The sequence below is a fragment of the Sinomonas soli genome, from assembly GCF_054782415.1.
Genome location: NZ_BAAGSN010000003.1, coordinates 337,456 through 350,068 on the forward strand (window position 1 = coordinate 337,456; position 12,613 = coordinate 350,068).

General features: G+C 70.8%; 10 protein-coding genes and 1 tRNA gene. 4 read left to right on the forward strand and 7 right to left on the reverse strand.

From position 1 onward, the window contains the following. Positions 1-4: 4 nt before the first annotated feature. The 5 genes from ACYVKZ_RS02760 to aceE all read right to left on the reverse strand — a co-directional run bounded on the left by ACYVKZ_RS02760 (position 5) and on the right by aceE (position 6,646). Positions 5-250, reverse strand: coding sequence for an acyl carrier protein (locus ACYVKZ_RS02760; protein ID WP_066498244.1), 246 nt, complete (start codon positions 248-250; stop codon positions 5-7). A gap of 101 nt (positions 251-351) precedes the next feature. Continuing rightward, positions 352-1,413, reverse strand: a complete 1,062-nt coding sequence (locus ACYVKZ_RS02765; protein WP_460990476.1) for a beta-ketoacyl-ACP synthase III — start codon at positions 1,411-1,413, stop codon at positions 352-354. Continuing rightward, a complete protein-coding gene (locus ACYVKZ_RS02770) occupies positions 1,410-2,351 on the reverse strand; it encodes an ACP S-malonyltransferase (protein ID WP_460990477.1) in 942 nt (313 codons plus the stop codon). The genes ACYVKZ_RS02765 and ACYVKZ_RS02770 overlap by 4 nt, the downstream gene beginning before the upstream one ends. Positions 2,352-2,460: 109 nt before the next feature. Further along, positions 2,461-3,699 (reverse strand): PucR family transcriptional regulator, encoded by a 1,239-nt coding sequence (locus ACYVKZ_RS02775; protein WP_307003501.1) that lies wholly within the window; start codon positions 3,697-3,699, stop codon positions 2,461-2,463. 205 nt (positions 3,700-3,904) lie between these two features. Continuing rightward, positions 3,905-6,646: a pyruvate dehydrogenase (acetyl-transferring), homodimeric type gene (gene aceE, locus ACYVKZ_RS02780; protein WP_460990478.1), complete on the reverse strand. Its 2,742-nt coding sequence runs from the start codon at positions 6,644-6,646 to the stop codon at positions 3,905-3,907. Between the two features lie 474 nt (positions 6,647-7,120). On the opposite strand from aceE, the gene ACYVKZ_RS02785 reads away from it, so the two are divergent. From ACYVKZ_RS02785 to gndA, 4 genes are all read left to right on the forward strand, one after another. Next, positions 7,121-7,537 (forward strand): DUF3052 domain-containing protein, encoded by a 417-nt coding sequence (locus ACYVKZ_RS02785; protein WP_460990479.1) that lies wholly within the window; start codon positions 7,121-7,123, stop codon positions 7,535-7,537. 8 nt (positions 7,538-7,545) lie between these two features. Continuing rightward, complete coding sequence (locus ACYVKZ_RS02790) at positions 7,546-8,028, forward strand: peroxiredoxin (RefSeq protein WP_460990586.1); 483 nt, start codon at positions 7,546-7,548, stop codon at positions 8,026-8,028. 95 nt (positions 8,029-8,123) lie between these two features. Then, positions 8,124-8,196: transfer RNA gene (locus ACYVKZ_RS02795), tRNA-Val, on the forward strand. Between the two features lie 436 nt (positions 8,197-8,632). After that, a complete protein-coding gene (gene gndA / locus ACYVKZ_RS02800; protein ID WP_460990480.1) occupies positions 8,633-10,072 on the forward strand; it encodes an NADP-dependent phosphogluconate dehydrogenase in 1,440 nt (479 codons plus the stop codon). 123 nt (positions 10,073-10,195) lie between these two features. Here gndA and ACYVKZ_RS02805 read toward each other — a convergent pair whose 3' ends face one another. Both ACYVKZ_RS02805 and epsC read right to left on the reverse strand, forming a co-directional pair. After that, positions 10,196-11,827 (reverse strand): purple acid phosphatase family protein, encoded by a 1,632-nt coding sequence (locus ACYVKZ_RS02805; RefSeq protein WP_460990481.1) that lies wholly within the window; start codon positions 11,825-11,827, stop codon positions 10,196-10,198. A 164-nt stretch (positions 11,828-11,991) separates the two neighbouring features. Further along, positions 11,992-12,570 carry a serine O-acetyltransferase EpsC gene (gene epsC / locus ACYVKZ_RS02810; protein WP_307008321.1) on the reverse strand — a complete coding sequence of 193 codons (579 nt, stop codon included), beginning with the start codon at positions 12,568-12,570 and terminating at the stop codon, positions 11,992-11,994. Between the last annotated feature and the right edge of the window lie 43 nt (positions 12,571-12,613).

A 12,613-nucleotide genomic window follows, 5' to 3' on the forward strand; every position in this document is an offset into this window, starting at 1 on the left:
GCCCTTAGGCCTGGGCCTTGGCGATGAAGTCGACGGCGTCGCCAACCGTGGTGAGGTTCTTGACCTCCTCGTCGGGGATGCGGACGCCGAACTTCTCCTCGGCGTTGACCACGATGGTCATCATCGAGATCGAGTCGATGTCGAGGTCATCGGTGAACGACTTGTCGAGCTGGACGGCGTCGGTGGCGAGCCCCGTCTCCTCGTTGACGATCTCGGCCAGACCGGCGAGGATCTCTTCGTTGGTTGCCATGTCGGCTCCTTTTCTCGGTTCCCGGCGGTCCGCCGGATCAGGGTTCCAGCCGCTGTGCGCGGCCTGGTCTCAGCGCGGCCCGTGCGGGCAGCGCCGTGGTCTCAGGGGAGGACTATGACTTGGGCGCCGAAGACGAGGCCTGCGCCGAAGCCGATCTGGAGCGCCAGCTTGCCGTGGAGGTCGGGGTGCTCCTCGAGCAGCCGCACCGTGGCGAGCGGGATCGAGGCCGCGGAGGTGTTCCCGGACTCGGCGATGTCGCGGCCCACGATGACCGTCTCGGGCAGCTTGAGCTGCTTGACCATCTCATCGATGATGCGCATGTTCGCCTGGTGCGGGATGAATGCGGCAAGGTCCTCCGGCTCGATCCCGGCGGCGTCGAGCGCCCGCCGGGCCACCTTCGCCATCTCCCACACGGCCCAGCGGAAGACGCTCTGGCCGTCCTGGCGCAGGGTCGGCCAGATCTTCGCCTCGGTGCCCAGCACGGCCGCGGCGTTGCTCGCGCCGTTGTGCTCGGCCTCGTCGGAGAGGTCGCGGATGTCGAGGAGCGAGTGGGTCATGCCGATGACGTTCCACTTGCTGCCGTCGGAGCCCCACACGGAGGGTCCGATGCCGGGGGTGTCGGAGGGGCCGATCACCACGGCGCCGGCGCCGTCGCCGAGCAGGAAGGAGATGCTGCGCTCGGTGTTGTCGATGAAGTCGCTGAGCTTCTCGGCGCCGACGACGAGCACGTAGTCCGCCGCGCCGGACCGCACGAGCGCGTCGCCCTGGGCGATGCCGTAGCAGTAGCCGGCGCAGGCGGCCGAGATGTCATAGGCGGGGGCCGGAGTGGCGCCGAGGCGGTCCGCGAGGGCCGCCGCCGCTGACGGGGTGGCGTACGGGTGGGACACCGTCGAGATGATGACGGCGCCGAGCTGGCTCGGCTCGATGCCGGCCGAGGCGAGGGCCTCGCGGGAGGCGCCCTCCGCCATGTCCAGGACGCTGACGTCTTCGGGGGCGCGGCGGCGGGTCACGATGCCGGTGCGCTGGCGGATCCACTCGTCGGAGGAGTCGATCCACTGGCAGACGTCGTCATTGGTGACGACGACCGAGGGGCGGTAGCCGCCGATGCCGAGGATGCGCGAGTGCGCGTGGGTCTCGGCCTGCTTGAGGGTAGGGGTGCTCACACGGTCTCCTTGTCGCTGCTGGCGTCGGCGGCGAACAGCTCGAGAGCCGCGTCGACGTCGGAGGGGCCCTTCACGGCCACGGTCTTGATGCCGGGCATGCCCCGTTTCGCCAGGCCCACGAGCGTCCCGGCGGGGGCGAGCTCGATCACGCCGGTCACGCCGCGCGCGGCGAGCGTCTCCATGCACAGGTCCCAGCGGACAGGGCGGGAGACCTGCGCGATGAGGCTCTCGAGCGCGGAAGCGCCCGAGGCGACCTCCGCGCCGTCGTAGTTCGAGAGCAGGGGAACGGCCGGGTCGCTGACGGCCAGTTCCGGCCGGAGCGCCTCGAGGTCCGCCACGGCCGAGGCCATGTGCTGCGTGTGGAAGGCCCCGGCGACTTTGAGCGGGATGACCCGGGCCTTGGCCGGCGGATTGTCTGCGAGCTGCTTGAGGGCCTCGAACGTGCCCGCGGCGACGATCTGGCCGCCGCCGTTGACGTTGGCCGGTTCGGCGCCGGCTGCGGCGATGGCCGCGAGGACCTCGTCGCGGTCTCCGCCCACCACGGCGCTCATCCCGGTCGGGGTGACGGCGGCCGCCTTGGCCATGCCCCGGGCACGGACGCCGACGAAGCGCATGGCATCCTCGGCGCTGAGCACGCCGGCCAGCGCCGAGGCGGTGATCTCGCCGACCGAGTGTCCCGCGAGCACGACCGGGAGGTCGGAGAGCTCGGCGTCGAACATCGCCTCGGCCGCGACGATGCCGGCGGCCACGATGAGCGGCTGCGCGACGGCCGTGTCCTTGATCGTCTCCTCGTCCGAGGTCGTCCCGTGCGCCACGAGATCGAGGCCTACCACCTCGCCGAGGGCCCCGAGGCGGTCGGCAACGGAGGGCAGCTCGAGCCAGGGGGCCAGGAAGCCGGGCGTCTGGGAGCCCTGTCCAGGGCAGACAATTGCTAGCACGTAACCAAGCTTTCCAAATCGGGGATGCTCTGAGGGGGGAGAGCGCGCACGAAGCTCCTCCATGCGGTTTGTGGGAAGTCTACAACGTGCCCCGGGCGCGGACCCCGCATCAGGAGCGCTGCGGATGCCGCTCGGGGCCCGGCTTCGGGGCAGCGGCGAGGCGTCCCACAACGAGCGCGGTCTGCAGCACGAACGCCTCGCGGGGCAGGAGCGGGTCCCACCCGGTGACGTCGCAGACCCGGCGCAGCCGGTAGCGGACGGTGTTCGCGTGGACGAAGAGCTCCCTGGCCGTCGCCTCGAGCGAGTGGCCGAGCTCGAAGTAGGCACTGAGGGTCTCGACCAGTCCATTCGAGGCGGCCACGAGCGGGCGGTAGATCTTCTGGACGAGCGCCCGGCGGGCGGCGTCGTCGCCCGCCGCCACGCGTTCGGGAAGCAGGTCGTCCGCCGAGACGGGCCGCGGGGCGTTCGGCCACGCCCGGGCGGCCGAGAGGCCCGCGAAGGCCGCCTGCGCGGAGGTGCTCGCCTCGGGCAGGGTGGCAGCCTCGGGCCCGTACACCACGGGGCCGGGGGCGAAGAGCTCGGCGAGCCGCGCCAGGGCCGTGGCCGGCTCCTGGAGGCCGCCGAGGATGAGGATCAGGCGGTCGCCCTGGATGCCCACCAGCGCATCCTGCGCGTGCCTCCCCGCGATCCGCCGCAGCTCGCCCACGTAGGTGGGGCTCGGCTCCAGCGGGGAGGACCCCACCATGACCGTGAAGCGCTCCTGCGCCTTCCACCCGAGCGCCGCGATCCGGGACCGCAGGGCGTCGGTGTTCTCGCCGCGCAGGATCGCGTCCACGATGAGGGCCTCGAGGCGGGTGTCCCACGAGCCGCGGGTCTCGGCGGCCCGCGCGTACACGTCCGCGGCGGCGAAGGCGACCTCGCGGGAGTAGCGCAGCACCGCCTCCCGCAGCGCGGGCTGGTCCTCCTCGGGGGCGAGGTGCGGCACCTGGTCCTCGACCGTCTCGACGACGATCCGGATCAGCTGGAGTGCCTTCTGCAGGCTGATGGACCGTGTGAGCTCCGTCGGGGCCGTGCCGAACACGTCGGAGAGGATCCAGGTCGGCAGGGTGGGGCGCTCGTACCAGGTGACGAACGCCGCGATCCCGTTCTGGGCGACGAGCCCGAGCGCGGAGCGCTCGTCGGCGCTCAGCCGGGTGTACCACGGCAGGGACCGCTCGAGCTCGCGCATCGTGCTCGTGGACAGCTGCCCCACATTGGCCCGCAGCTTCTTGACCGTCTCGGCCTTGGCCGGCGAGATGGTCAGCTTCCCGTTCGGCGGGATGGCGGAGGGGTGCTGCGGCTGGGGCATGTGAAGAGCATAGCGAGCACTCAGGCGGGGACCAGTTTTGTGTGAAGGCTACAAGGGCCCGTGCCCGGTGCCACAGGCAGGAGCGGCCCGGGCGCGCCTCCGCGGCACCGGCCACGCACGACGGCGGCCCTCCCCGGGGGTGGGGAGGGCCGCCGTCGTCCGGTGGTCGCCTGCAGGCGGCGAAGCGCGCAGGGAGCGCCGCGGGCTAGCTCTCGCCGCCGGCGTTGCCCGTGGTGCCGGCGTTCACGTCGAGCAGGCGGTACCGCTCGAATGCCTGGCGCGGCGCGTCGGCGTCGACCTCGCCGCGGCGGGCGAGCATCTGCAGCGCACGCACCACGACCGAGTGCGCGTCGATGTGGAAGTACCGCCGGGCGGCCGCACGGGTGTCGGCGAAGCCGAAGTCGTCCGCGCCGAGGGTCGCGAACTCGTTCGGGAGGAACTGGCGGATCTGGTCCGGCACGGCCTTCATGTAGTCGGTGACGGCCACGATCGGCCCCGTCGCCCCGGCGAGCTGCTGGGTGACGAACGGGACCCGGGGCTCCTCCTCCGGGTGGAGGAAGGCCTGCTGCTCGGCGGCGAGGCCGTCCCGGCGCAGTTCGGTCCAGCTCGTCACGCTCCACACGTCGGCGGAGACGCCCCACTCGTCCGCGAGGATCTGCTGGGCCTCGAGCGCCCAGGGCACCGAGACGCCGGAGGCGAGCAGCTGCGTGCGCGGTCCGTCGATCTTCGCTGGCGCCAGCAGGTAGATGCCCTTGAGGAGGCCCTCGACGTCGAGCTCGTCGGGCTCGGCCGGCTGGACGATCGGCTCGTTGTAGACCGTGAGGTAGTACATGACGTTCGGCTGCGGGTGCTTGCCGCCGTACATGCGCTCGAGCCCGGCCTTGACGATGTGGCCGATCTCATAGCCGTAGGCCGGGTCGTAGGTGACGACGGCCGGGTTGGTCGAGGCGAGCAGGGGGGAGTGTCCGTCGGCGTGCTGCGTGCCCTCGCCGGTGAGCGTGGTGCGGCCGGCGGTGGCGCCGATGATGAAGCCCCGGGCCATCTGGTCCGCCGCTGCCCAGATCCCGTCGCCGGTGCGCTGGAAGCCGAACATCGAGTAGAAGACGTAGACCGGCACGAGCGTCTTGCCGTGGGTCGCGTAGGACGTCCCGGCCGCGGTGAAGGCCGCGATCGAGCCGGCCTCGTTGATCCCGGCGTGCAGGATCTGGCCTTCGGGCGCCTCCTTGTAGGCCAGGACGAGGTCACGGTCCACCGAGAGGTAGTTCTGGCCCTTGGGGTTGTAGATCTTGGCCGTGGGGAAGAAGGCGTCCATGCCGAAGGTGCGCGCCTCGTCCGGGACGATCGGCACGATCCGCTTGCCGAACTCCTTGTCCCGCATGAGGTCCTTGAGCAGCCGGACGAACGCCATGGTCGTGGCGGCCTGCTGCTTGCCCGAGCCGCGCTTGGCGACCTCGAACGACTTCTCCGCCGGCAGCGTGATGCCCTCGTGGGGGTCACGTCGCTCGGGCAGGAAGCCACCGAGGGCCCTGCGTCGGTCCATCATGTACTGGATCTCGGGGGAGTCCTGCCCGGGGTGGTAGTACGGGGGCTCGTACGGGTTGGCCTCGAGCTGCTCGTCCGAGATGGGGATGCGCAGGTGGTCGCGGAAGTCCTTGAGGTCTCCCAGGGTCATCTTCTTCATCTGGTGGGTCGCGTTGCGGCCCTCGAAGTGCGGGCCCAGGCCGTAGCCCTTGACCGTCATCGCGAGCACGACGCTGGGCTTGCCCTTGAACTCGGTGGCCGCCTTGTAGGCCGCATAGACCTTCCAGTAGTCGTGGCCGCCGCGCTTGAGGTTCCAGATCTGCTCGTCCGTGTAGTCGGCGACGAGCTCCTTGGTCTCCGGGGTCTTGCCGAAGAAGTGGTCGCGGACGAACCCGCCGGACTCGGCCTTGTAGGTCTGGTAGTCGCCGTCGAGCGTCTCGTTCATGATCTTGACGAGCTGGTTGTTGTCGTCGTGGGCGAGCAGTGAGTCCCACTCGCGGCCCCAGATGACCTTGATGACGTTCCAGCCGGCGCCGCGGAAGAACGCCTCGAGTTCCTGGATGATCTTGCCGTTGCCGCGCACCGGCCCGTCGAGGCGCTGGAGGTTGCAGTTGACCACGAACGTGAGGTTGTCCAGGTTCTCGTTCGCGGCGAGCTGGAGCAGGCCGCGGGACTCGGGCTCGTCCATCTCCCCGTCGCCGAGGAAGGCCCACACGTGCTGGTCCGAGGTGTCCTTGATCCCGCGGTTGTGGAGGTACCGGTTGGTCTGGGCCTGGTAGATCGCGTTCATGGGGCCGATGCCCATGGACACGGTCGGGAACTCCCAGAACTCCGGCATCATCCGCGGGTGCGGGTAGGAGGAGAGGGCATGGCCCTCCTTGGACTTCTCCTGGCGGAACCCGTCGAGGTCCTCTTCAGAGAGGCGGCCCTCCATGAACGCCCGGGCGTACATGCCGGGGGAGGCGTGGCCCTGGAAGAAGACCTGGTCCCCGCCGCCGGGGTGGTCCTTGCCGCGGAAGAAGTGGTTGAAGCCGACCTCGTACAGCGTGGCCGCGCCGGCGTAGGTCGAGATGTGGCCGCCGACCCCGATGCCGGGGCGCTGGGCCCGGTGGACCATGATCGCGGCGTTCCAGCGCATGTACGCGCGGTAGCGGCGCTCGAACTCCTCGTTGCCCGGGTACTCGGGCTCCTGGTCGGCCGGAATGGTGTTCACGAAGTCCGTGGTCGTGACCATGGGGACTCCGACACTGCGCGAACCGGCCCGCTGCAGGAGGCTGCGCATGATGTACTGCGCGCGCTCGGTGCCGTGCTCCTCGATCAGGGAGTCGAGGGACTCAACCCATTCGGCGGTCTCTTCGGGATCGCGGTCCGGCAGCTGATTCGTCAGGCCGCTGAGGATGTGCGAGGTTTCCTCTCCTACAGACACGTCCAAACCTCTCTTCGAGCCCGTAGGGCCGGAGCTGGTGGCAGCCGGATGCGGGCAGTCTCGTCGCGGTGCCCTGTGCGTGCAGGGCCGTTGGTACTGTGAGCGCCGCGCGGCCCGAGGGGTCTGCCGGGCGGTGGGCACTCAGATGCCACTCTAGCCGCGCGCGGGAAGCGACCGTTAGCCGGCGGCGGCGCCGCCCGGTCATCTTCGCGCCGGCAGGGACGCGTCCCGGGCGGCGGGGGCCCCGGGGACGCCCCGTCACCTCGCGGTCCGCGGACTCCACAGCGGCCCTGAACGGGCGCGATCGGCCCGGCGGGGCGCGCCTCCACAGGGCCTGTGCTTGAAGCTGCGGGCCAAACGTAGTTGGCTTATAGCTACGGCAGGGCTGTGTGCTGCGCCGCATCCGGTGGATGCGGCCCGCGCCGCCTGCCGGGACAGTGCCGAAGTGCACAGCGGAGACGAGGAGGAAACGACGTGGGCGAGACCGACACCGCCGCGGGCAGCAATGTGGCGGCGCGATTGGGTTTCAAGGACGGTGACCTGATCCAGGAGTTCGGCTACGACGAGGACGTGGACTTCGGTCTGCGGGAGGCCATCGAGGAGCAGGTCGGCTCCGACCTCCTCGATGAGGAGGACCACGACGTCGTTGACGGCGTGATCATCTGGTGGCGCGAGGACGACGGCGATCTCGTCGACATGCTCATGGACGCGCAGACCACCCTCAACGAGGCCGGCGTCGTCTGGCTCCTCACCCCCAAGCAGGGCCGGGACGGACACGTGCGCCCCGTCGAGGTGCAGGAGTCGGCGCCGACGGCGGGCCTGCATTCCACCTCGTCCGTGGGGGTCTCGAAGGACTGGAGCGCCACGCGCCTGGTCCGCAAGAAGCAGTGACCGCCGCGATGGGGGGAACCGCGCCGGCGGTCGGCGAGGCGGCGCCCGATTTCGAGCTGCCCAACCAGTACGGGGAGCCCGTCCGGCTCTCGTCGTTCCGCGGCCGTCCCGTGGTCGTGATCTTCTTCCCCTTCGCCTTCTCCGGAATCTGCACGGGAGAGCTCTGCGAGGTGCGGGACGGCTGGGACGCCTTCGCTGAGGTCGACTGCGAGGTCCTCGCGATCTCCGTGGACAGCAAGTTCGCGCAGCGGGCGTACGCGGCAGCCGAGGGCTATGAGTTCTCGCTCCTGGCCGACTTCTGGCCGCACGGCGAGGTCGCGCGGCGCTACGGCGTCTTCGATGAGCGGGACGGCATGGCCCTGAGGGGCACCTTCATCATGGATGCCGAGGGCGTGGTGCGCTACCGGGTCGTCAATCCCCGGGGACAGGCCCGCGACATCGCCGAGTACCGCCGGGCGCTCGCCCAGATCACGGGCACGGACGCGCCGTAGGGCCACGGCCGCCGCTGCGCCCGCCCGCGGTTCGCTGCTCCCCGGCCTCTGCGGTACTGTTGAACCCCGTCGGGCCGCCGCGCGGTCCGTCTCAAGGGTCTTTAGCTCAGCTGGTAGAGCGCCACGCTTACACCGTGGATGTCATCGGTTCGATCCCGGTAGGACCCACCCTCATTCCGCGACGCGCAGCGTCGCCTCCTCCCAGCGCCGCAACCGGCACCCTGGGGGTCCCCTACGGTTCCCTGGGGTTCCCTGCCTCCAGACCTCGGCACTCCGCAAAGGACGCCCGGGCATGGAACGAGCCTCCCGCCGCGGCCATTGGGGGGGTTGCCGCGACGGGAGGCTCTGCAGACGAATATAGGGCCAAACTCCGGCGAATTCAAAACAGATGAGCAGAAAGCTCTCCCGGCGCGGTGCGGCGCGGTGCGACGCGGCGTAGCCCTCGGCCGGCTGCGGGGCCCGCGCGTGCAGTCGTCTGGCTGGCACCGGCTGGCAAGCGCTTGCCAAAAGTGAGGCGCACCGAAATACGATGTCAAACGGAAGTCAGGATCCCGCGCCTCAACTAGCCTTGATCCTTGAGACCCCACGAAGAGACGGAGAGTACATGTCTGCACAGATCGGCGTCACCGGCCTTGCGGTGATGGGCGCCAACCTCGCCCGCAACCTCGCCCGCAACGGCTTCACCGTCGCGCTGCACAACCGGTCCGTCGAGAAGACGGACACCCTGCTGGCCAAGCACGGCGACGAGGGCGAGTTCGTGCGCACCGAGACGCTCCAGGAACTCGTGGATGCCCTCGAGAAGCCCCGCCGGGTGCTCATCATGGTCAAGGCCGGTGCTCCCGTGGACGCGGTCGTCGACCAGCTCGTGCCGCTCCTCGAGGAGGGGGACATCGTCATCGACGGCGGCAACTCCCACTACCAGGACACGAGGCGCCGGGAGGCTGCCCTCGCCGAGAAGGGACTCCACTTCGTGGGCGTGGGGGTCTCCGGCGGCGAGGAGGGCGCGCTCAACGGCCCCTCCATCATGCCCGGGGGCTCCAAGGAGTCCTACGATGCGCTCGGCCCCCTCCTCGAGAAGATCTCGGCGAAGGCCGACGACGGCGCCCCCTGCTGCGCGTGGATCGGCACCGACGGCGCCGGCCACTTCGTGAAGATGGTGCACAACGGCATCGAGTACGCCGACATGCAGGTCATCGGCGAGGCGTACAGCCTCCTCCGCGGTGCCGCCGGCATCGAGCCGGCCGAGCAGGCCGCCATCTTCGAGGAGTGGAACCAGGGCGAGCTCTCGTCCTTCCTCATCGAGATCACCGCCCAGGTGCTCGGGCACGTGGACGCGAGGACCGGCAAGCCGTTCGTTGACGTGGTCGTGGATGCGGCCGGCCAGAAGGGGACGGGCCGCTGGACCGTCCAGTCGGCGCTCGACCTCGGATCGCCCGTCTCGGGCATCGCCGAGTCCGTCTTCGCCCGCGGGATCTCCTCGCAGGCGGCCCAGCGGGAGATCGCCCAGACGACCCTCGCCGGCCACGAGGCCGAGGTCGCCCTCCCGGAGGACTTCGTCGAGGACATCCGCCAGGCGCTCTACGCGTCCAAGCTCGTCTCCTACGCGCAGGGGCTCGACATGCTCACCAGCGCCGCCAAGGAGTACGGCTGGGACCTCAAGCTGGACGAGATCGCGTCGCTGTGGCGCGCGGGCTGCATCATCCGCGCCGACCTGCTCAAGGTCATCATGGAGGCCTACAAGGGCGACCAGGCGCCGGCGAACCTCTTGTTCGCCCCCGCCTTCGTGGAGTCCGTGGGCAAGGCCGTCCCGGCCTGGCGGCGCGTCGTGGCCACGGCCATCCAGCTCGGGATCCCCGTCCCGGTCTTCTCGTCCTCGCTGGCCTACTACGACGCCCTGCGGGCCAGGCGCCTCCCCGCCGCGGTGATCCAGGGCCAGCGCGACCTCTTCGGCGCGCATACGTACCGGCGGGTGGACGCCGAGGGCACCTTCCACACCCTCTGGGGCGAGGACCGGTCCGAGATCTCGGCCGTCGACACCCACTGAGGCATCCGGCCCAACTGATCTGGGGGTCACCTTCTGGGGCCACCCAGGAGCACGACGGCGCCGCCCACCGTACGAGGTGGGCGGCGCCGTCGTGCGTGGGGCGGCCGTGCGGCAGCCGGGCCGTCAGCCCTGCTTGCCCTGCTGTCCCTGCTGGCCGGCCGGCCGGCCAGCGTCGGAGCGCGGGCGGCGCAGCGTGAACGTCTCGAAGGCCTCGAGGCCGCCCCCGACGCCGGTGACGTTGTAGTAGGTGACGGTCATCGTGGTATCCCCGCCGGGAGCGCCCGGATCGACCTCGAAGGCGCCGAAGCCGTACGAGTTCGCGGCGTCGCGGGCGGCGGACCACGCCGCCGGTTCGTGGACGTACACGGGGACGCGGTGATGCGTCGTCGGGCTCGGCTGGTCCGAGACCGAGACGATCACCCGGCACTCGGGCGGGGTGAACAGGAGCTGGTTCGACGGCGCCGACGTCCCGCCGCCGCCCAGGACCATGTGCACGGTGCCCCGCGTCGTGTCGATCGTCCGCGTGTCCGTCGCTGCGGGCAGGGGGGTCAGCGTCTGGTTCGCCTCGTGGCCGCGGATGGGGTGCGAGCGCTCGTAGTGGTGCTCGTGCCCGCACACCACGAGGTCGACTCCGTACTTGTCGAACAGCGGCACCCACTCCTGGCGGATGCCAAGGTCGGCGCCGTTGAAGTTGTTGGCCGTGCTGATGGCCACCTGGTGCATGCACACCACGATCCAGTCGATCTCGCGGCTCGACCGGGCCGCGGCGAGCTCCTTCTCGAGCCAGGCCTTCTGCGCGCCGCCCGAGTAGCCGCGCACATAAGAGTCGCCGCCGTCCTGGTAGCACACGTCGTCGTTCGCGATCGAGATGACCCGGACCGCGCCGGCCGTGAAGCTGTACCAGAGCCCGCGCGTCACCTCGGTCTGGCCCGCGGCCTCGGGGACCTCGAAGTACGTCTGGTACGCGGCGTAGCCGATGGGGCCGTTGCCCAGCTCGTTCTCGTGGTTCCCCGCCGAGGGCATCCACGGCCGGTTCCGGGCACTGCGGGAGTTGTTGGCCCAGAAGTCCCACCACGAGCGGATCCGGTCCGTCGCGAGGTTCGCGTAGCAGAGGTCGCCGTTGAAGAGGTGGAACATGGGCTGGACCCGCTCGACGCCGCCGGTCGTGTCGCCGGCGGCGGGGGAGCCGAGGTTGTCGTTGGCCCACGCGGTGCCCAGCTTCTTGCCGAGCGTGGGGGTCCCCTGGTCGCCGAAGCTGGTGAAGGTCACGCGCGCGCGGCCGCGGGGCGCGGTGGTGAAGGTGCCGAACTGCGGCGCCGCTCCGTCATGGACCGCCGCGTAGAGGTAGCCCGTCTGTCCGGCGAGGCCGGTCAGGACGGCGTGGTGCGCGTACACGGTCCGGCCGGACTTGGCGTCGACGTAGCTGCGGGTCTCCGCCGCGACTGCCTTGGCGAAGGTGCCGTGCGCGTCGCCCAGGACCACGCGGGCCTCGCGCACCTGCTGGAGCGTGTGCCACGAGACCACCATCTCGCTCGAGGCGTCCGAGCCGAACTGGAGGTGTAGGCCGCCGACCGTCGGCACGGCCGTGGGATCCGTCGCCGAGAGCGAGCCGGGCAGGTCCCTGCTGGACACCGGGCGCCCGGGGGCCGCGTCCGCGGGGGCGGCGAAGGCCACGCTCCCGGCAGCGGCCGCGAGCCCGGCGCCCAGGAGCAGGCGCCGGCGGGTGACGGGGGAGTTCTCTGGGGGGTTCGTCATGGGCCGAGCATGCCGCGCCCGCGTGCGGTCCGGGCCAACCGGGCGTTAACGGCCGGTGGACGTTGCGGGACGATCCCGGACGACGACGGCGCCGCACCCCGCGCGGGGGAGCGGCGCCGTCGTGCGTGGTCCCGGCCGTCCGGCGGGGCCGGGCGGATCGAGGACTAGATGTAGTAGTACTCCGCCGGGTCCACGGCCGGCTTCGTCTCCTTCGCCGCGTCGCGGTGGCGCCAGGTCGCCGGCACACCCGTGACGATCGAGTTGGGCGGGGCGTCCTTGACCACCACGGCGTTCGCGCCGACGGCGCTCCCGGCCCCGATGGTGATGGGCCCGAGCACCTTCGCGCCCGCCCCGATGGTCACGCCGTCACCGATGGTGGGGTGCCGCTTGACCTTTGCGAGCGAGCGGCCGCCCAGGGTGACCCCGTGGTAGAGGAAGACGTCGTCGCCGATCTCGGCGGTCTCGCCGATCACCACGCCCATCCCGTGGTCGATGAAGAACCTGCGCCCGATCGTCGCGCCCGGATGGATCTCGATGCCGGTCAGGAAACGGCCGGCCTGCGAGATCAGGCGCGCCGGGAAGCGGAGGTCCTCGCGCTGCCACATGGCGTGGGTGAGGCGGTGGATCCAGATGGCATGCAGGCCGGAGTACGCGAGGAAGTTCTCGACGTTGCCGCGGGCGGCCGGGTCGTGCGCCGCCGCAGCCTCGAGGTCTTCCCTCAGTCGCGCCACCGTGCGTTTGATCAGAGACACAGGTTTCCTTCTGCCGAGCCCGGAACCCGGGCCC

Excerpts from the sequence above, each read along its gene's own strand:
- ACYVKZ_RS02760 (WP_066498244.1), bottom strand. The coding sequence starts at position 250 with ATGGCAACCAACGAAGAGATCCTCGCCGGTCTGGCCGAGATCGTCAAC.
- ACYVKZ_RS02775 (WP_307003501.1), bottom strand. The coding sequence starts at position 3,699 with ATGCCCCAGCCGCAGCACCCCTCCGCCATCCCGCCGAACGGGAAGCTG.
- ACYVKZ_RS02790 (WP_460990586.1), top strand. The coding sequence starts at position 7,546 with ATGGGGGGAACCGCGCCGGCGGTCGGCGAGGCGGCGCCCGATTTCGAG.
- gndA (WP_460990480.1), top strand. The coding sequence starts at position 8,633 with ATGTCTGCACAGATCGGCGTCACCGGCCTTGCGGTGATGGGCGCCAAC.
- ACYVKZ_RS02805 (WP_460990481.1), bottom strand. The coding sequence starts at position 11,827 with ATGACGAACCCCCCAGAGAACTCCCCCGTCACCCGCCGGCGCCTGCTC.